The following is a 19,157-nucleotide window of genomic DNA, read 5'->3' on the forward strand; positions in this document are numbered from 1 at the left end:
CCCGTCTCCGGCGTTGCGCCGCGAGAACGGTGTGCCAGGCCGGCGTCCCTCATCCCAGGAGCAGGCCATGTCCCGTTCTCTCACGTCCCGCCGCGTCGCGCTCGCCGTCCCCGCGGCGCTGGGGGCTCTCGCCCTGACGGTGCCGCCCGCGGCCGCGACCTCCACCCCGGCGCAGATCGCCACCTCGAAGACCAACGGTGTCGCCTACCTCGAATCCCTCCAGGCCGCGGACGGTTCGTACGCGGGCGCCGGTCTGTCCAACGAGTGGGTGTTCAGCGCCTTCGCCGCGGCCGGCACGGCCGCCGTGGACGTCACGCCGGGCGGCGACGCCACCAAGAACGCCCGCACCGTCTACCGGAACCTCCTGGCCACCGCCGGGTGGCCGTCCGCCTCGCCCGTGGTCACCGACTACGAACGCGGCACGCTCAACGCGTACGCGGCAGGCGTCGATCCCGCGCGCGTGTCCGCCTCCCGCAATCTCATCGCGGACATCTACTCCTACTGGCAGACCGCGGAGACCGGTTACTTCGGGCCGTCCGCCAACTACAACGGCACGGTCTTCGCCGCGCTCGCCCTCGGCGGCGCCAGAACCCAGGCGGGCGGACAGCGGGTGCCGCAGGCTCTGCTGGACGCGATGATCACGCGGATCCGCGCCAACCAGCACAACGACGGCGGCTGGAACTACAGCAAGGCCGAGGGCAACCCGGCCCAGCTCGCCGCCGCGAGCGACATCGACATGACCGGCGCCTCCATGGCCGCCCTCTGCGCCTCCGGCGTGCCGAACACCGATACGGACATCAGCCAGGCCAAGGCCTTCCTCAAGAGCAAACTCGTCAGCAACTCCGGCGCCTTCAACGCCATGTTCGGCGCCAACACCGACTCCAACGGCTGGGCCGTCTCCGGGCTCAACGCCTGCGGCGTCAACCCACAGACCGGCGACTTCCTCACCTCCATGGGCAAGACCCCGGTCGACTTCCTGATCGCCCAGCAGTTCAACCCCGGCGGCGGCTTCAGATACCTCCCCGGCGACACCTCGCCCTCCGCCTACGCGTCCATCGACGGACTGCGCGCGGTGGCGGGCGGCGGCTTCACCACCGCCCCGCCGGTCCCCGTCACCGCCGGTGCCCCGCGGTGGGCCGCCCAGAGCACCTTCACCGCGGGTACGGCGACCACACTGGCCGTGACGGTCGACGACGGCGCGGGCGGCCTCAAGGTCTGCTCCGTGGCCTTCACCCCCACGGGCACGACGACCACCCTCGGCGACGTCCTGACGGCCGCCACGACCGCGGCTACCCCGGCGGGCTGCGTGACAAGTGTCACCCCCTCATCCGGCACCGGCACCGTCACCGCGGTCAACGGCAAGGCCAACAGCGGGACTTCGACCTGGAAGGTCAGCGTCGACGGCACCGCCTTCGCGGGCGCCGCCCGTAACAAGGTGATCGACGTGGGCGACACCATCGCCCTGCGCTGGGGCGTCTGACCCCACTCCCTTCCGGTGCGGGTCCACGCCTCACGGCGACACGGCCCGGACCCGCACCGGAACACCGCGAGCAAGGAAGAACCCGAGACCTCGGAGCCGGCGATATGGACCGGGCTGTCCGAACGGCTTGTTAGTCTCGACGGACTCGCGGCGCACCGGGGCAACTCGGCTCCCCGGCGCGGGCGTTCGGTCTCGCCGTGCCGCGCGAGGTGTGTTCGGGTGGAGTGGGCGGGAGGTCCGTGGACGTATGACGGGTCCCAGACTGCTCCTGGTCGTGGCCCCGCAGAACAGCGCCATGGGAACGCTCACCGAGCTGGAGAACGCCGCGCGGGAGCTGTCCGCCACGCTCATGGCGGGCGGACTCGGCGGTTGCGAGGCGTCCCCCGGCACCCCGCTGCCGCTGCTCTACGGTCCCGGGCTGACCCAGGCCCGTATCGAGGCCGCCGTCCGCGCGGCCATCGGCCGGGCCGGTGAGACGGGTGCCACGCTGGTGCTGGCGTTCCTCGGACACGGGATCACCCCGGGCTCGCAGCCGACGCTCTATCTGATGGCCGGGGACTCGCGGCCGGACACCCTGAGCACCGCCGTGAATGTGAGCGAACTGCTGGTCCAGGCCGTCGAGGAGCCGGGTGTCGACGGGGTCATCGGGATCGTCGACACCTGCCATGCCGCCGGGGCGGTGCCCGATCTGAAGGCGCTGGGGTCGGGGGTGCGGGGCGGGCGCACCCGGCTCTCCCTGCTGATGTCGTCCCAAACCGGCCAGGAGGCGTACGACCTCGCGTTCAGCCGCCGTCTCGACGAGTTGCTCAGACGGGGACTGCCGGGCGAGGGCGCCTTCGTCGGGATCTCCGCGGCCAGGGAGGCCCTGCGGCGGACCGTCACCGGTCAGGACGTCGTCTCCCTGGAGCACGACGGCGATCACTTCGCGGCCGAACCGCTCTGGCTGGCGCGCAACGCCTGCCACCGCGATACGGAGGGTCCGGGCCCGGTCGGCGCCGAGGAGCTGCGCGGGGCGCTGGACGCGGCCGGACTGGACGGCGCGTGGCCCGCCGAGTGGACCCTGCCGGCCGTCGGCGAACTCCGGGACCGCGTCCGGGACCGGATCAGGAAGGACCAGGAGGAGCGGGGCGGGCAAGGGGCGGCCGGGGCCGGACCCCGGCCACCGCTCGTCCGGGCCCTTCAGGTGGTGGACGGTCTGCGGATCTGTCTCGTCACCCACTCCTTCCTCACCTCGTGGATGGGCGGCGCGCTGACCACGGAGCGGCTCCGAAGGGCGCTGCCCCCGCTGCCCGCCGACACCCGCCGGCGGCTCCCCGAGTCCTCGGGCACCGAACTGCTGCGTGATCTGCTGGAGTCGCTGATCCTGCGCGTGCCTCGCGTGGGCGGCAGCCGTACCGCGCCGCTCGCCCGCTTCGTCGCCGCGCTCGCGCTCGACGCCTCGCTCGATCTCACCGCCCCCGAGGCCGTCGCCTGGGCGGAGTCGACCGGTGCCCGCATCGAGCTGAACGACGCCCGCGAGGAACTGGGCAGGGGCGTGGCGGCCCGGCGGATGCGGCTGGTCATCGGTCTGCACGCGACCGTGGCCGACGGCTGGCCCGAGTCCCTCGGGCTGTGGCTGCTGGACGGCGGGCAGGTGTGCGAGCGTACGGAACTCCCCTGTGTCCCCGCCCAGAACGCGGTGGAGGCCGGACTCGGGGAGGCCATCGGCTGGGCGCGACGCCACGCGCGGCTGCGGGGTTCGCCCCTGCGCCAGGTGGACATCGCCGTACCGGCCGGGCTGTTGACGCGCTGGAAGCCCGAGGAGACGGACTTCGGGGTACGGCTGGGGGTCCACCACGATGTGGTGCTGCGGTGGAGCCACCGGCTGAACCCGCCCGCGCATCTGTGGTGGATCAACGACCACGCCCGCTCCGGCCTCGAACGGATGGCCTCGCGCGCGGCGAAGACCGCGCCCGTCGACTGGCTGAGCGAGCGGGAGACGGGCCGGCCGCAGGAGCTGGGCGACCGGCTGCGCTCGGGCGCGTACACCCGCGCGCTCGCCCTGGGCCACCGCCCCGCCCAGCTCGAACAGGTCATGGAGCTGTTGCTCGCGTACGCGCCGATCGTCGTGTGGCCGGACGGCGACGGCGAGTTCACCGCGGCGGAACGGACCGTGGTGGACACGTTCTGGGACAGGCTGCCGGCGGAGCTGGCCGAGGCCTACCGGCGCCGCTGGCGTGACGGCCCTGGCCCGCGCGGCCCCGAGGACGGCCCCGGCGACGACCTCGATGCCGGTTCCGGCGCCGGTTCCGGCGGCGGTCTCGGCTCCGTACCGGCCGATCCGGAGAGCGGCCGGCTCGCCGATCTGAGAACCGTCTGGCACGACCTGGAATGGCTCGACTTCTGCGCCTGGCTCGAAGGCGGCCCCGACCCGACCCACGGGAGCTTCTCATGACCTGGAGTCCGTACTACACCGGGGACGGGATTCCTCGTGATGTCGAAATCGCCGATCCGCCGCCCTGGCGCACCTTCCCCCGGCGCGCGATGGGCAAGGAGTTCCAGCCGCCGCCCGGTCTCGTGGAGGCCGTGAACGCGGCCCTGCATCTGCGCCGCCCGCTGCTGCTGACCGGCCCCGCCGGATCGGGCAAGTCGACCGTGGTCGAGCAGGTGGCGAACGAGTTGAAGCTGGGCGACGCGCTGCGCTGGCACATCACCTCGCGCAGCACACTGACCGACGCGCTCTACCGGTACGACGCGCTGGGGCGTATCCATGCCCAGCGGCTGGGCGGCTCCGACGGGGTCGACGACATCGCGCCGTTCCTGCAACTGGGGCCGCTGGGCACCGCGCTGCTGCCGTCCGGCCGGCCACGGGCCCTGCTGATCGACGAGGTCGACAAGAGCGATCTGGATCTGCCGAGCGATCTGCTCGACGTACTGGAGCGCGGTGAGTACGAGATCCCCGAACTCGCCCGGTACAAGGACGACGTCGTGGACGTACGGCAGTGGGGCGGCGACGAGCGGCACGCGGTCGAGCGGGGACGGGTGCGCTGTACGCAGTTCCCCTTCATCGTGATGACGAGCAACGGCGAGCGCGACTTCCCGGCGGCCTTTCTGCGCCGCTGCATCCGGTACACCATGCCGCAGCCGACGATTCCGCTGCTGCGCCGGATGGTGATGGCGCATCTTCGGCTGGACATCGAGGACGGGAGCCCGCTGAGCGATCTGATCACGGACTTCGTGGCGCGTGTCGAGGGCGGGGAGACCCTGGCCGTCGACCAGTTGCTCAACGCGGTCCATGTGATGTCGGGCGGCTCGGCACCGGACGAGGGCCATCGCCGGCAGTTGGTGGAGCTGCTGCTGCGCGAGCTGTCGCGTGCCTGACGACCGGCGCCCGCCGGACGACCGGGGACCGGACGAAGCGGCGTACGACACGCCGTACGGCTCGACAACCGACGCACCGTACGGCTCGACCGACGCACCGTACGGCTCGACCCACGCACCGTACGGCTCGTACGACGCGCCGTACGAGCCGTCCGACGGCCCGTCCGACGGCCTCTCCCGCGTGTTCTCCGGACTCCGCTCGACGGCGGCCGAGCTGGACGCCACCGCGCTGGCCGAGGCCCTCTGGCTCGCGGCCACCCTGCCGCGGCCCGCCCCTTCGCCGCACAGCACGCCCCCGGAAGCCGGCCAGGACCGGCCGCCCGCGGCGGAGCGGCCCGCCGACGCGGCCGACCGGGCGGCCGACCAGGGCGCGAGCGAGACGGGCGGCGCGCTGCCCCTGCACGAACGGCTGCCCGGCGGCGGCGCCGATCTGCCCGGCAGTCCCGTGCCGGTGGAGCGGGGGCGTGCGCTGCCCCGGAGGCTGGAACTCTCCCGGGCGCTCCGTGCCTTCAAGCGACCGTGGACGGCCGGGCTCCGTACGGAGCTGGACATCGAGGAGACCATCGACGGCTACGCGCGCAGCGGCGAGCTGATCCCGGCGTTCGGCGCCGCCCCCGAGCGGTGGTTCGATCTGCTGCTGATCGTGGACCGGTCCCTGTCCATGCAGGTGTGGCGGGAGACGGTCATGGAGTTCGAGCGCGTGCTCGGCCATCTCGGCGCGTTCCGTCTGCTGCGCACCTGGGGGCTGACCTTCGACGCGGCGGGCCCCGTGCTCCACGATCACCAGGGTGCGGTGGCGGGACCGGACCACGCGCTGTCGCCGCAGGGCAGACGGCTGGTGCTGGTCCTCTCCGACTGTTCGGCGCCCGGCTGGCACCGGCCGGAGGTCTGGCGGCTTCTGCGCGGCTGGGCGCAGTCGACAGCGGTCGCGCTGCTCGATCCGCTGCCTCCCGGGCGCCGGCGCCGTACGGGGCTGGATCTGCCCGGGGTGACGGCCGGTCAGACCGTCCCGGGCGGCGACAGCACCACGCTCCGCTACGCCCGTTCACTCCTGCTGGACGAGGTGACCGGCGGTGACACCTCGTGGCTGCCCGTCCCGGTCCTGACGTTCAGCCCGTACTCACTGGGCCGTTGGGCGCGGGCGCAGATGCGCGGTGACCCGGACGGCTGCGACGCGGTGCTGATCCCCGCGTCCGGACGGCTGGAGCATGGTGCCGGGGGCCGCTCGCGGGACGGTGCCGCGGGGGAGGAAGAAGCCGCTGTCCCCTGGGACGGTGTGCCCCGGGGCGATGTGCCCCCGGACGGTGTGCCCGGGGACAGTGTGTCCCGGGGCGATGTGTCCCGGGACGGTGTGCCGGGGCACAGGCTGGCCAGGGCCTTTGTCCGTACGGCCTCTCCCGAGGCGGAACGGCTCGCCGTACTCTGCGCCCCCATCGGCCGTATCGGTCTGCCCCTGCTCCAGCTCCTGCGGCACAAGCTCGTCCCGGAGGCCTCGGTCTCCGATGTCGCGGAGCTGGTCACCAGCGATCTGGTGTGGCTGCGGGCCGAGGAGAACGGGGAGTTCACGCTCGGCTTCCACGACGGCGTGCAGGAGGAGCTCAAGACACTGCTGCCGGAGCACGAGGCATGGCGGGTGTACGGGGTCCTGAGCGATCATGTGACCGCGCACACGGATTCCCGGCCGGCGTTCCCGTCCGTCGCCCACGATCCCAACGCGATCGATCTGCTCCCGTCCGAACTGCGTCCCTTCGGGCGGGCCACACTCGATGTGCTGAGCGCGCTGGGGCTCGTCCCCGAGGAGTCGTCGGGGACGAGCGCGACCGCGTTCATCGGCTCGGCGACCCGCCGGATCGCCCGTGGTATCGACATCGACGAGATCGTGAACGGTCTGCGCAGATCGAGCGTGCCGGCGTTCTGCGACACGATCCTGGTCCATATCCGCGACCCCCTGCCGGTCGGCGACAGCAAGCCCGTCAAGCCCTCGCGGTTCCGGGTGCGGTTCCCGGCCCCCGAGGCGCACGCGCGGCGGGACCGGAGCGGAAGTCCCGGCGGAGGGGGGCCGTCCGCCGTGCCTGCGGTGGAGACGGTCCTGCCGGGCGACGCGCTCGCGGAGGTGCTGCGCGGGGTACGGCCCGTCTTCGGCGACTCGGCACAGTCCCGTGCCGCGCTGCTCGATCTGCTCGGCGACGAGCGGTCCGTACCGCACGGCCGTCGCGCGATCCTCGCGCCCCTGCGCGGCAGACGGCGGGTGATCGGCTCGGCGGTCTTCCTGCGCGGCCCGGACCGTCCCGCGTTCGAGCCCAACGATCTTCTGCTCGCCGCCCAGTTGGCGACCCACACCGCGCTGGGGATCGACAAGTCGCTGCTGTACCGACGCGAACGCGAGGCGCGGATCGCCGAGGACCTTCAGCGCGCGATGCTGCCGGAGCGACTGCCCCGGCACCCCGGTGTCCAGCTCGCGAGCCGCTATCTCCCGGCCACCGACACCAAGTGGTTCGGGGGCGACTGGTACGACGCGTTCCCGCTGCCCGGAGGCAGGATCGCGCTGACCGTCGGCGATGTGATGGGCCGTCACCTCGCATCAGCGGCGATCACAGGTCAGTTGCTCGCGATGGTGCGGACCTTCGCCGGGCTGGGTCTGCCGCCGGACGAGGTACTGAGCCGGCTCGACGAGCAGGTCCAGCGGATCGGGGACGGCAGGATGGCCACCTGTCTGTATGTGGTGTACGACCCCGCCTCGCACCGGATCGCGGTCGCCAACGCGGGCCATCTTCCTCCTCTGCTCCTGCATCCGGGCGGCCGGTCCGACCTGCTCGACATACCGACGGGCGCACCGGTCGGCGTCGGCGGGGTGGAGTTCGAGACGGCGGAGTTCGAGGCCCCGTCCGGCACCACGCTCCTGCTCTACACCGACGGGCTGGTCGCCACCCGTGAGCGTGACGCCGGGGCGGGGACCGACGAACTGCGCGCACGGCTCTCCGAGATCGGTCTGCGGGAAGGATCGTGGCTCGGACCGCCGCTGGAGCCGCTGTGCGACGAGGTCCTGGAGCTGGCGGGACCGGGCGTACGGTTCGACGACATAGCGCTGCTCGCCGCCCGCTTCGAGGGCACCGGGCCGCGCCATGTGGTCTCCTGGCCCGTGACGCGGGAGCCTCAGTCCCTGCGAAGGGCCAGAGAACTGACCCGGCAGAGGCTGACCCACTGGCGACTGGACGAACTGACCGACCCGGTCGTGCTGATGGTGCACGAGATCGTGGCCAATGCCGTCGTACACACGGACGGTCCTGTCGAGCTGCGGCTGATCCGTACGAACGTACTGCGCTGCGAGGTCGTGGACGGCTCCCGGACCATGCCCCGGCTCGGCCTTTCCCATCCCCCCGCTCCCTTCCGCAGCGGGCTGCACATCGTGGACGCCCTCGCCCGGCGCTGGGGTGCCACCCCCGCCGGTGACGGCAAGACGGTCTGGTTCGAGTACCCCCTGCCCGGCCCGGCCGGCGGCTGATCTCCCGGGGTCCGCTGTTCGTGTCGTGTACCGATCGGCGTCGAGTGGGCGATACCGGTCATTCCCCCTCGGTGGGTGACCTTGAAATGCCTCCTTCCGCTTCGCTCCCCACACCCCCGAAGAGACAGGTCCCCACGCTCATGCCCGAACTCAATCGGCGACGGTTCCTCCAGATCGCCGGCGCGACCGCGGGCTTCTCCGCGCTCTCCGAGAGCATCGCCCGCGCCGGCTCCATCCCGGCCGGGCGGCGGTCCGGCACCATCCAGGACGTCGACCACATCGTCGTGCTGATGCAGGAGAACCGCTCCTTCGACCACTACTTCGGTTCACTCAAGGGCGTCCGCGGATTCGGCGACCCGCGCCCGGTGACCCCGGTCGACGGCCGGTCGGTCTGGCATCAGTCGGACGGCACCAAGGACGTCCTGCCGTACCACCCGGACGCCGAGGATCTCGGTATGCAGTTCATCGCCGGGCTCGACCACGACTGGGCGGGCGGTCACCAGGCGTGGAACCAGGGCCGCTACGACCAGTGGATCCCGGCCAAGTCCCCGGGGACGATGGCGTATCTGAAGCGTGAGGACATCCCGTTCCACTACGCGCTCGCCGACGCCTTCACCGTGTGCGACGCCTACCACTGCTCGTTCATCGGGGCCACCGACCCCAACCGCTACTACATGTGGACCGGCCACACCGGGAACGACGGCAAGGGCGGCGGCCCCGTCCTCGGCAACGACGAGCTGGGGTACGGCTGGACGACCTACCCGGAGCGGCTCGAAGAGGCGGGTGTCTCCTGGAAGATCTACCAGGACACGGGCGACGGGCTCGACGCGGCCGGCGGCTGGGGCTGGATCGACGACGCCTACCGCGGCAACTACGGCGACAACTCGCTCCTCTACTTCGACAACTACCGCAACGCCAAGCCCGGTGACGCGCTGTACGAGAAGGCGCGTACGGGCACGGACGCGAAGAACGGCGACGGATTCTTCGACATCCTCAAGGCCGATGTGAAGGCCGGGAAGCTGCCGAAGATCTCCTGGATAGCCGCGCCCGAGGCCTTCTCCGAGCACCCCAACTGGCCCGCGAACTACGGCGCCTGGTACATCTCGCAGGTGCTGGACGCGCTCACCTCCAACCCCGAGGTGTGGAGCAGGACGGCTCTCTTCATCACCTACGACGAGAACGACGGCTACTTCGACCACGTCGTACCGCCCTATCCCCCGGCCTCCGCCGCGCAGGGCGCCTCCACCGTCGACACCTCGCTCGACCACTTCCCGGGCGACAGCCGCCACGCGGCAGGACCCTACGGTCTGGGCCAGCGGGTCCCCATGCTGGTCGTCTCCCCCTGGAGCACCGGCGGCTATGTCTGCTCGGAGGTCTTCGACCACACCTCGATCATCCGGTTCATGGAGCGCCGGTTCGGGGTGCGCGAGCCCAATATCTCGCCCTGGCGGCGGGCCGTCTGCGGCGATCTGACCTCCGCCTTCGACTTCGGCCTCAAGGACACCAGGCCCGCCTCGCTGCCGGACACCGACGCGTACGAGCCGGCGGACCACGAGCGGCACCCCAGCTACCGGCCGACCCCGCCCGACCGCGCGGCCCTGCCCAAGCAGGAGAAGGGGTCCCGGCCCGCGCGCCCGCTGCCGTACGCGCCGTTCGCGGACGGGTCCTCGACCCCCTCGACCGGGCGTTTCACCCTCACCTTCAGCGGTGGCGCGTCGGCGGGCGCGTCCTTCACCGTGACCTCCGCGAACCGCGCCGACGGTCCCTGGACCTACTCCACCGGAGCCGGGCAGCGGCTCTCCGACACCTGGAACACGGCCTATTCGGAGGGCGTGTACGACCTGTCGGTGTTCGGGCCCAACGGGTTCCTCCGTACGTTCCAGGGTTCCGGCACCGCGGCGGGCCCCGAAGTGACCGCTCGCCATGAGGCCCACGGGTCCCGCCGGGGTCCGGGCAAGGACTCCGGCACCGCGCGGGTGGTGCTGACCCTGACGAACGCGACCAGGACCGACCGCCGTCTGACGATCACCGACGCGTACGGCGGGAAGAGCGTGACCGTCAAGGTGCCGGCGGGCGGACACGTGGTCCACCCGGTGGAACTGCGCGGCGACAAGCGCTGGTACGACCTGACGGTGGTGTCCGACAAGGACAAGGGCTTCCTGCGCCGGCTGGCCGGACATGTGGAGAACGGCGCGCCCGGTGTGAGCGACCCTGCGATCATCACCGGCTGACACCGTAACCGGCAGGCACCGTCACCGGCAGGCACTGTCGCCGGTCGGCACCCGCCACGGAAGGGGCCGCTCGTACGAGGTACGGGCGGCCCCCACCGTCGGAACAGCCCGTCGGCTCAGCCCGTCGGATCAGCTCGCCCCGGTGCTCAGCCAGACCGCCGTGTCGGGGGGCAGCAGACGGCCGGTCGTCGCGTCACCCGCCAACTCGGCGCTGGCCAGCAGCGGTTCGGCGCCGGCCGGCAGCGGCAGCGGCTCGTCGGAGATATTGACGCGGCATTCCAGACCCGCGTTCCCGTTCCCGTCCGCACCCCTGCTCCCGCCCTTGCGGAAGGCCAGTTCGCCCGGCGCCGACGGCAGCCACGCGAAGTCCTCGTCCCCCAGACAGCCACGGCGCAGACGCAGCGCCGTACGGTACAGCTCCAGGAAGGACCCGGGAGAACCGGTCTGGGCCTCGACCGAGCGCTCGCCCCATCCCTTGGGCTGGGGCAGCCAGCTGCCGCCGGGCCCGAAGCCGTACGAGGATCCCGTCCTGGTCCACGGCAGCGGCACCCGGCAGCCGTCGCGGCCCTTCACGGCGTGCCCCGTCCGCTCCCACATGGGGTCGCGCAGCGCGTCCGCGGGCAGGTCGGCCACCTCGGGCAGGCCCAGTTCCTCACCCTGGTAGAGATAGGTCGTACCGGGCAGCGCGAGGGTCAGCAGCGCGGCGGCCCTGGCCCGCCGGCGGCCCCGCTCCTCGTCGACGGCGGGTTCCCGGCCGTCCGTCAGCAGCCAGCCGCGCAGATCGGTGCCCTCGGGCACCCCGTAGCGGGTGCGGTGGCGCACCACGTCATGGTTGGACAGCACCCAGGTCGGCAGTGCCCCGTTGGCCGCCGCTCCGGTGAGTGAGGTGTCGATCACGTCGCGGAAGGCGCCCGCGTTCCACGGGCAGCGCAGATGGAAGAAGTTGAAGGCCTGGTGGAGTTCGTCGGGCCGGGTGTAGAGCGGCAGCCGGTCGGCGCTGACGCCCGCCTCCGCGACCATGATCCGGGGCGGCGCGTAGGAGTCCGTGATCTTCCGCCACTGACGGTAGATCTCATGGACCTCGTCGCGGTCCCAGAACGGATGGTCCTCGCCGCTGGGCGGGGCGTTGAGGGACGCCGAGTCGCCGCCGTGGGTGTTACGCAGGGGCGCGGCGAGGTCCTTGCGCAGCCCGTGGGCCACATCGATACGGAAGCCGTCGACGCCCAGGTCGAGCCAGAACCGCAGGATGGCCTCGAACTCGGCGGCGACCTCGGGGTTCTCCCAGTTCAGATCGGGCTGGGCGGCAGCGAAGATATGCATGTACCACTGGCCGTCCGGGACCCGTGTCCAGGCCGCGCCGCCGAACTTGGACTGCCAGTCGGCGGGCGGCTCCGCGCCGCCGGGGCCGGTTCCGTCCCGGAAGACGAAGCGGTCGCGCGCGGCGGAGCCGGGCGGGGAGGCGAGTGCCTCGACGAACCACGGGTGCTGGTCGGAGCAGTGGTTGGGCACGATGTCGACGATGGTACGGAGACCGAGCGTCCTGGCCCGGCCGAGCAGCGCGCGGAAGTCGTCGAGGGTTCCGTGGCGCGGATCGACCTGGCGGTAGTCGGCGACGTCGTAGCCGCCGTCGGCCAGCGGGGAGCGGTAGAACGGAGTGAGCCAGACCGCGTCCGCGCCGAGGTCCGCCACATGGCCGAGCCGGTCGGCGATCCCCTGGAGGTCGCCCATTCCGTCCCCGTCGGCGTCGGCGAAGCTCGGAACGTAGACCTGGTAGACGACGGACTCCCGCCACCAGTCGCGATCACCCCCGCCGGTACGGGTGCCGTCGCCGGAACCGATGCCGGTACCGCCGTGGGTGCCGCCATCGGTGAAGACGCCGTTGCCGTCACCGTCGCCGTTTCCGTTGCCGTCCGGGAACGCGTGCTGAGTCACTGATACCTCTCGTGCCGGGATGTCGGGGCCACTGGGCCGACTGCCATGGTGCCGGTGCGATCATCCCTTGAGCGCATCAAATGGGTCAGCCCGCGGTGTGAGACTTCCCGCAGGGCATACGGCTCCGGCCGCCCGGCCGGGACACGCGGGGCGGTCGCGGCGCTGGTGGACGCCCTGTCCCGGCCGTCACCGACGGTGGTGGACGCGGTGCCCGTACCGGTGGGTGTGATCGTTACCGAGTGGTCTTCGACCGGAGTTCCGGCGTCCGTGAGCGGAGTTCCGGCGTCCGCGGCCTCAGCGAGCGCAGCGCCAGCATCAGCACCCCGATGTCGTCGACGAACACCGGATCGGGCAGCAGATCGACCGGGAGCACCAGATAACCGATCGCCGCCCAGAACACCCAGCGCCTCTCGGCCGGCAGCCCCGCCCGGCGCAGGGCACGGCGGGCCCGTACCAGCCGGACGACCAGAGCGATCGCGACGCCCAGGGTCAGCGCGACCAGGACGGCCGCCACGGCGATGAGGATCTTCAGTTCGCTGCTCATGCCGGGGCTCCTCGCTCGGGGCCGTGGGGCCGGCCGCTGCTACCCGGGTACCCCGGGTGCGGGCCCGCCACCCCGGGGCCTCCGCCGTACGCCCGCCCCACCGGGGTCCTCTACCCACCAGCCCGACCAGTCGGTATGTTGCCGTGGCACCGGCCGGAGGCCTCATCCGCCGACCCATCCGGAGCACACGTCACTGATGCCCCGCAAGAGCGCCCCGCCGGTCGAATCCGACCGCCGCCCCACGCCGTTCCGCCTCCGGACGCCCCGCCTCCGCTCATTTCCAGCCATGATCAACTCGGGCACAATTGGGGGGTACGCCGCGCAAACGGGCGAGCCGCCCTCCGGGACGCGGGTAGAACTTCCGCCGCGCCGCCGCCTTCCGGCCATCACATACCGGACCCCCCGGACCCCCTGTGTCATACATCCATCACCCACGGTGAAGCATGTGTGATTGTGACGCCCCGGCCACATGGCCGAATGGCGCTCCCGGTCGATTCTCGTGCTGACCGTGTGTTCTGACGGCCATTCACCGGTCACGCTCCCGTCGGCACCGGCTTTGCAGCAATTCACTGAGGGGTGCGAGGGCCGGAAGTCCGGCCCCGCCAACAGGCCCTCCCACGGCAGGACTTCGGACCCGTCCCAGGAGCGTGTCCGGTCACGGCAGCCGTTCTCCGCCCGCCGGTCCAGAAGTGGGCCTTGCCCAAAGACCAAACGGAGTCAACGATTCAGTCGTGCGATTGACAGGTTCACGGCCAAAACCGAATGGCGGTGAACGGTCGCACCGCAGCGGCCCGATTACCCAACGGATCGCGAGTTCCCCCACCTATGGAGGATGTTGTGACCTTCAAGCGCTTTTCCCCCCTCGGCGCGGTATCAGGACGCGTACGGCTTCTCGCCGTCGCCTCAGGTCTGATGACCGCTGTCGCGCTTGCGGCCCCGACTGCCATCGCGGCGCCCGCCCCGGCCCCCAAGGCCACCGCGGCCCAGCTCGCCGACGCCAGCTCCGCCGTCCGCGGCGCCGACATCGCCGGTACGGCCTGGTACACGGACGCGGCCTCCGGCAAGGTCGTCGTCACCGTCGACAGCACGGTCTCGGACTCGGAGATAGCCGAGCTCAAGAACTCCGTGGGTGCCACCGCGGGCCTGACGATCAAGCACACCCCCGGCAAGTTCAACACGCTCATCGCCGGCGGCGAGGCCATCACCACCGGTGGCAGCCGCTGCTCCCTGGGCTTCAACGTCCGCAGCGGCTCGACGTACTACGCGCTGACCGCCGGACACTGCACCAACGCCGGCGCCACCTGGAACATCGGCACCCGTGCCGGTTCGAGCTTCCCGACCAACGACTACGGCATCATCCGCCACTCCAACGCGGGTGCGGCCGACGGCCGGGTGTACCTGTACAACGGCTCGTACCAGGAGATCACCGGCGCCGCCAACCCGTCGGTCGGCCAGAGCGTCCGCCGCAGCGGCTCGACCACGGGTGTCCACAGCGGTACGGTCACCGGTCTCAACGCGACCGTCAACTACGGCAGCGGCCAGATCGTCGGCGGTCTCATCCAGACCAACGTCTGCGCCGAGCCCGGCGACAGCGGCGGCTCGCTCTTCGCCGGCACCACGGCGCTGGGCCTGACCTCGGGCGGCAGCGGTAACTGCTCCTCCGGTGGCACCACGTTCTTCCAGCCGGTCGTGGAGGCCCTGAACGCCTACGGCGTCAGCATCTTCTAGTCTCCGCGCACGACTCGCACCACACGCACCACGGCACGGACAACACGCTTCATCCGCTTGATCGTTCCTCGGAACACCGACGGGCCGCGCACCTGGTGCGCGGCCCGTCGCGTTCCCCGTCCGATTCGTTCAAGACCGGCCCCCGCGCACGCTCCTACCGTGGAGACATGACTACCGCTTCCGTTCCGGCCCCACGACTCGACGCGATCGGCCTGGTCGTCTCCGACATGGCCGCCTCGCTCGCCTTCTACCGCGCGCTCGGCGTGCCCGTACCCGCCGACGCCGATACCGCGCCCCATGCCGAGGCCACCCTGCCCGGGGGTTCTCGCATCCTCTGGGACACCGAGGAGACCGTCCGTACCTACGATCCCGGCTGGACGCGGCCGGAGCGCGGGGGACGGATCGGGCTCGCCTTCCTCTGCGGGAGCCCCGCCGAGGTGGACACCGCTTACGACTCCCTGGTCGCGGCCGGGCACCGGGGGCATCTGAAGCCCTGGGACGCCGTGTGGGGACAGCGTTACGCGGTGGTCCTGGACCCGGACGGCTGCGAGGTCTCGCTGTTCGCCAGTGCCACGTAGGCACCGAGGGTGAGCCCGGCCAGATCGCGTGTCTCCCGGGCGAGATGCGCCTGGTCGGCACAGCCCGCGGCGAGCGCCGCCGCGGCGTACGGCTCCCCCGCCCGTACGAGCGCCAGCGCGCGCTGGAGCCGCAGCACCCGGGCCAGCGTCTTGGGCCCGTAACCGAAGGCGTCCAGGGAGCGGCGGTGGAGCTGGCGGACGCCGAGCCCGACGGCGTCGGCGGTCGCCGCGACCGTATGTCCCGCGTTCAGCGCGTCGACGACCGCCCGCAGCAGCGGATCGGGCGGTCCGACGGCCGCGGCCCGCCCCAGCGCCACCGCCTCCAGCGCCTCCGCCGGGTCATCGGCGGACGCGAGCCGCCCAGTGAGCCCGCGCACCTCGGCCGGTGACCAGAGATCGGCCAGCTCCACCCGCAGATCGCGCAGCTCGTGCGCCGGTACGCCGAGGAACGCGGGCGCGGCCCCGGGCGCGAAGCGCACCCCGGCGCAGTACAGCCCGTCGATCCCCTCGGGCGCGTAGGCGTGGGTATCGGGTCCGGCGACCAGCAGTCTGTCCCCGATCCACAGCAGATCCATACAGCCGTCGGGCAGCACGGGGTAGGGCGTGGATCGCCCGCCCGCCGTCACCGTCCGCGTCCAGACGACCGCGCCTTCGAGCCGCGACGCCCGTTCCTCGTACATGCCGACGAGGTTAGGGCCTCTCGCTTGGACCTGCTGGGCTCGCGTGCCCTGGCACCGCGCCTCGCCGCGTCGTCGTCGGTCGCCTACGGCCGGCTCCCCGGGACGCCAACTCCCCTGGCCGCCCTACCCCTTGTCCCCGTCGACCTTGTCCCCGTTCCCCTGGCCGCCACGGCCCTTCTCCCGGCTCTCGCGGTAGCCGTCCCAGCCCGCGTGCAGCCGGGCCTTCACACGTGCCTTCACATCGTCCGGCGGCAGGAACCTCGACCATCTCTCCGGGTACTCCGAGGGCATGCCCGGATCGGTTCCGTCGTCGTCCTCGATCGCGTTCCTGGCCTCCGCGGCGGCCGCGGCGCGGGCCACCAGTTCCGCCGCGTGGGCCGCGCGCAGACGTTCGTTGGAGGCGCGCGCCGCCGCCGTGGCGACCGACGGCCAGACCCGGTCGGTCGCCGCGTTGACCGCCGCGCCCACCAGGACCGCGAACGCGGAGACGCCGATCCAGAGCAGTACGGCGATGGGCGCGGCCAGCGAGCCGTAGATGGTCAGGCCCTCGACCGTGCTGGTCAGATAGATCCGGAGCAGAAAACTCCCCAGCACCCACATCGCCAGCGCCACCAGCGCGCCCGGCACATCCTCCAGCCAGCGGCGGGACCTAGCCGGCACCGATACGTGGTAGAGCGTGGTCAGAAAGGCGATGGAGAGCAATATGACCACCGGCCAGTACAGGACGCTCACCACCGCCGTGCCCCACGGGACGAGTTCGACCACCCGGTCGGGGCCGACCACCGCCAGTGGCAGCACCACCGCGCCGATCAGCAGCGCCACAAGGAAGAGCAGAAAGGCGAGCAGCCGGGTCGCGACGATGCCGCGCCGCCCGTCGAGCCCGTACATCACCGTGATGGTGTCGACGAAGACATTGACCGCCCGGGAGCCCGACCAGAGCGCGATCGCGAAACCGAGCGAGATCACATCGGGGCGTCCGCCATGGGTGATGTCCTTCAGCAGCGGCTTGGCGATCTGGTTGACCCCGCGGTCCGAGAGCACGGTGCCGACCGCCGAGAGGATGTTCTTCTCGATCGAGGCGACGGTGGCGGTGCTGGTCCAGTCGTCCACATAGCCGAGCAGCCCGATGAGACCGAGCAGCAGGGGCGGCAGCGAGAGCAGCGTGAAGAACGCCGCCTCGGCCGCGAGCCCCAGCACGCGGTACTCGATGCACGAGTTGACCGTGTCCTTCAGCAGCAACCAGGTCATCCGCCGCTTGGATACGTTGCGGTAGAGGACTCGGGCCCGGTGGAGTCGACCCGCCGGCCGCTCGGGTGTTTCTTTTGCTGCCTGCACCTCCTTACCGTATCGGCATGGCAGCCACCACCCACACAGTGACCAATCAGGTTCCGCCCCTGGTGGGGTACGACGTCTTCAGCGCCGACCGGGTCCTCGTGGAGGGCGTGGAGCGGCACAGCGCACCCGCTCTTCTCGACGAGACCCGCGCGGAGCTGATGGCGCTCGGCCGCACCGCCGGATCCGCGGCGGCCCAGGAGTGGGGAGCGCGGGCCAACGAGTGTCCGCCGGAGCTCCGCACCCATGACCGCTACGGCAACCGGATCGACGAGGTCGACTTCCATCCGGCCTGGCATCAGGTGCTGGGGCAGGCGGTCTCGGCCGGACTGACCGACGCCTGGGGCAGACCGGGCGGGCATCTGCGCCGGGCGGCCGGCTTCTTCGTCTGGACGCAGGTGGAGGCCGGTAACGGCTGTCCGGTGTCGATGACCCATGCCGCGGTGCCCGCGCTGCGCGCCGAACCTGATCTCGCGGCCGAGTGGGAGCCGAGGCTGACCTCCCACCGGTACGAGCCGGGGCTGCGGCCGGCCGCGGAGAAGGCCGGCGCGCTCTTCGGGATGGGCATGACGGAGAAGCAGGGCGGCAGCGACGTACGAGCCAATACGACGAGCGCGCTGCCGCTGGACACGGAGGGCGAGTACCTGCTCACCGGGCACAAGTGGTTCTGCTCGGCACCGATGTGCGACGGCTTCCTCGTACTGGCCCAGGCGCCCGGCGGACTGACCTGTTTCCTGGTCCCCCGGGTCCTGGCCGACGGAACGCGCAACGTGTTCCTGATCCAGCGCCTCAAGGACAAGCTGGGCAACCGGTCCAACGCCTCGGGCGAGGTGGAGTTCGACGGTACATGGGCCAGGCGGGTCGGCGAGGAGGGCCGCGGGGTGCGCACCATCATCGAGATGGTGGCGGCGACCCGGCTCGACTGTGTGCTGGGATCGGCCGCGCTGATGCGGCAGTCCGTGGCACAGGCGGTGCATCACGCCACCTACCGCGGCGCGTTCGGCGGTGAGCTGATCGACAAGCCGCTGATGCGGAACGTACTGGCCGATCTGGCGCTGGAGTCGGAGGCGGCGACGGTGCTGGCGCTGCGGCTGGCGTCGGCGTACGACGTGATCCAGAACGCCGCCGGCGGAGGCGGCGGGAACGGCGGCGACGGCGGCGCGGACCATGAGCGGGCCTTTCTGCGGCTCGCGGTGCCCACCGCCAAGTACTGGGTGACCAAGCGGTGTACGCCGGTGGCGGGCGAGGCTCTGGAGTGCCTGGGCGGCAACGGCTATGTGGAGGAGTCCGGTATGCCGCGGCTGCTGCGCGAGTCGCCGCTCAACTCGATCTGGGAGGGGTCCGGGAACGTACAGGCACTGGATGTGCTGCGGGCCCTCCAGCGTGAGCCGGAGGCGCTGAACGCCTTCCTCCAGGAGGTGGGCCGGGCGCGCGGCGCCGACCACCGGCTCGACGCGGCGATCAAGGATCTGCTGACCGAACTGGCCGATCTGACCGGGATCGAGGCCCGTGCCCGCCGGCTGGTGGAGCGGCTGGCGCTGGTGCTCCAGGGCTCGCTGCTGGTGCGCTGGGCACCCCCGGAGGTCGCGGACGCGTTCTGTGCCTCGCGGCTGGGCGGGGACTGGGGCTCGGCCTTCGGGACGCTGCCCCACACCCTCGGTCTGGCGTCGGTGGTGGACCGGGCGCGGCCCGTCGGCTGAACGGACGGGTGCGAGCGGGTGGACAGGCGCGAGGTGAGCCAGAGGTGATGCCGCGCCGACACGGCACCACCTCTGACCCGTACTCACCTT

General features: G+C 71.8%; 12 protein-coding genes. 8 read left to right on the forward strand and 4 right to left on the reverse strand.

Annotation, left to right across the window (positions count from 1 at the left end; genetic code table 11):
• Positions 1 to 67: 67 nt before the first annotated feature.
• The 5 genes from OG214_RS08970 (at position 68) to OG214_RS08990 (ending at position 10,573) form a co-directional block, all read left to right on the forward strand.
• On the forward strand, positions 68 to 1,480 hold the full coding sequence (locus OG214_RS08970) for a hypothetical protein (RefSeq protein ID WP_405984433.1): 1,413 nt from the start codon (positions 68 to 70) through the stop codon (positions 1,478 to 1,480).
• Between the two features lie 247 nt (positions 1,481 to 1,727).
• A complete protein-coding gene (locus OG214_RS08975) occupies positions 1,728 to 3,914 on the forward strand; it encodes a hypothetical protein (RefSeq protein ID WP_405984434.1) in 2,187 nt (728 codons plus the stop codon).
• The gene (locus tag OG214_RS08980; RefSeq protein WP_405984435.1) at positions 3,911 to 4,840 is read left to right on the forward strand and encodes an AAA family ATPase; all 930 of its coding nucleotides are present in this window, start codon (positions 3,911 to 3,913) and stop codon (positions 4,838 to 4,840) included. The genes OG214_RS08975 and OG214_RS08980 overlap by 4 nt, the downstream gene beginning before the upstream one ends.
• Entirely contained in the window at positions 4,833 to 8,342 is a 3,510-nt protein-coding gene (locus OG214_RS08985) for an SAV_2336 N-terminal domain-related protein (protein ID WP_405984436.1), read from the forward strand. The genes OG214_RS08980 and OG214_RS08985 overlap by 8 nt, the downstream gene beginning before the upstream one ends.
• Before the next feature lie 140 nt (positions 8,343 to 8,482).
• A complete protein-coding gene (locus OG214_RS08990) occupies positions 8,483 to 10,573 on the forward strand; it encodes a phosphocholine-specific phospholipase C (RefSeq protein ID WP_363083026.1) in 2,091 nt (696 codons plus the stop codon).
• A gap of 129 nt (positions 10,574 to 10,702) precedes the next feature.
• Here OG214_RS08990 and OG214_RS08995 read toward each other — a convergent pair whose 3' ends face one another.
• Together OG214_RS08995 and OG214_RS09000 are read right to left on the reverse strand one after the other, a co-directional pair.
• Positions 10,703 to 12,412, reverse strand: a complete 1,710-nt coding sequence (locus tag OG214_RS08995; protein ID WP_405987458.1) for a glycoside hydrolase family 13 protein — start codon at positions 12,410 to 12,412, stop codon at positions 10,703 to 10,705.
• 325 nt (positions 12,413 to 12,737) lie between these two features.
• Positions 12,738 to 13,049 carry a DUF1232 domain-containing protein gene (locus tag OG214_RS09000; protein WP_363083025.1) on the reverse strand — a complete coding sequence of 104 codons (312 nt, stop codon included), beginning with the start codon at positions 13,047 to 13,049 and terminating at the stop codon, positions 12,738 to 12,740.
• 837 nt (positions 13,050 to 13,886) lie between these two features.
• Here OG214_RS09000 and OG214_RS09005 point away from each other — a divergent pair.
• Together OG214_RS09005 and OG214_RS09010 are read left to right on the forward strand one after the other, a co-directional pair.
• Positions 13,887 to 14,777 (forward strand): S1 family peptidase, encoded by an 891-nt coding sequence (locus tag OG214_RS09005; protein WP_405984437.1) that lies wholly within the window; start codon positions 13,887 to 13,889, stop codon positions 14,775 to 14,777.
• A 167-nt stretch (positions 14,778 to 14,944) separates the two neighbouring features.
• Positions 14,945 to 15,355: a VOC family protein gene (locus OG214_RS09010; RefSeq protein WP_363082722.1), complete on the forward strand. Its 411-nt coding sequence runs from the start codon at positions 14,945 to 14,947 to the stop codon at positions 15,353 to 15,355.
• Here OG214_RS09010 and OG214_RS09015 read toward each other — a convergent pair.
• Together OG214_RS09015 and OG214_RS09020 are read right to left on the reverse strand one after the other, a co-directional pair.
• The gene (locus OG214_RS09015; RefSeq protein ID WP_405984438.1) at positions 15,295 to 16,035 is read right to left on the reverse strand and encodes a helix-turn-helix domain-containing protein; all 741 of its coding nucleotides are present in this window, start codon (positions 16,033 to 16,035) and stop codon (positions 15,295 to 15,297) included. The genes OG214_RS09010 and OG214_RS09015 overlap by 61 nt on opposite strands.
• Positions 16,036 to 16,158: 123 nt before the next feature.
• The gene (locus OG214_RS09020; RefSeq protein ID WP_363082724.1) at positions 16,159 to 17,370 is read right to left on the reverse strand and encodes a YihY/virulence factor BrkB family protein; all 1,212 of its coding nucleotides are present in this window, start codon (positions 17,368 to 17,370) and stop codon (positions 16,159 to 16,161) included.
• Between the two features lie 17 nt (positions 17,371 to 17,387).
• On the opposite strand from OG214_RS09020, the gene OG214_RS09025 reads away from it, so the two are divergent.
• Positions 17,388 to 19,067, forward strand: a complete 1,680-nt coding sequence (locus OG214_RS09025) for an acyl-CoA dehydrogenase family protein (RefSeq protein ID WP_405984439.1) — start codon at positions 17,388 to 17,390, stop codon at positions 19,065 to 19,067.
• The last annotated feature ends 90 nt before the right edge of the window (positions 19,068 to 19,157 follow it).

The organism is Streptomyces sp. NBC_00872, assembly GCF_045161915.1.
Lineage (GTDB): Bacteria > Actinomycetota > Actinomycetes > Streptomycetales > Streptomycetaceae > Streptomyces.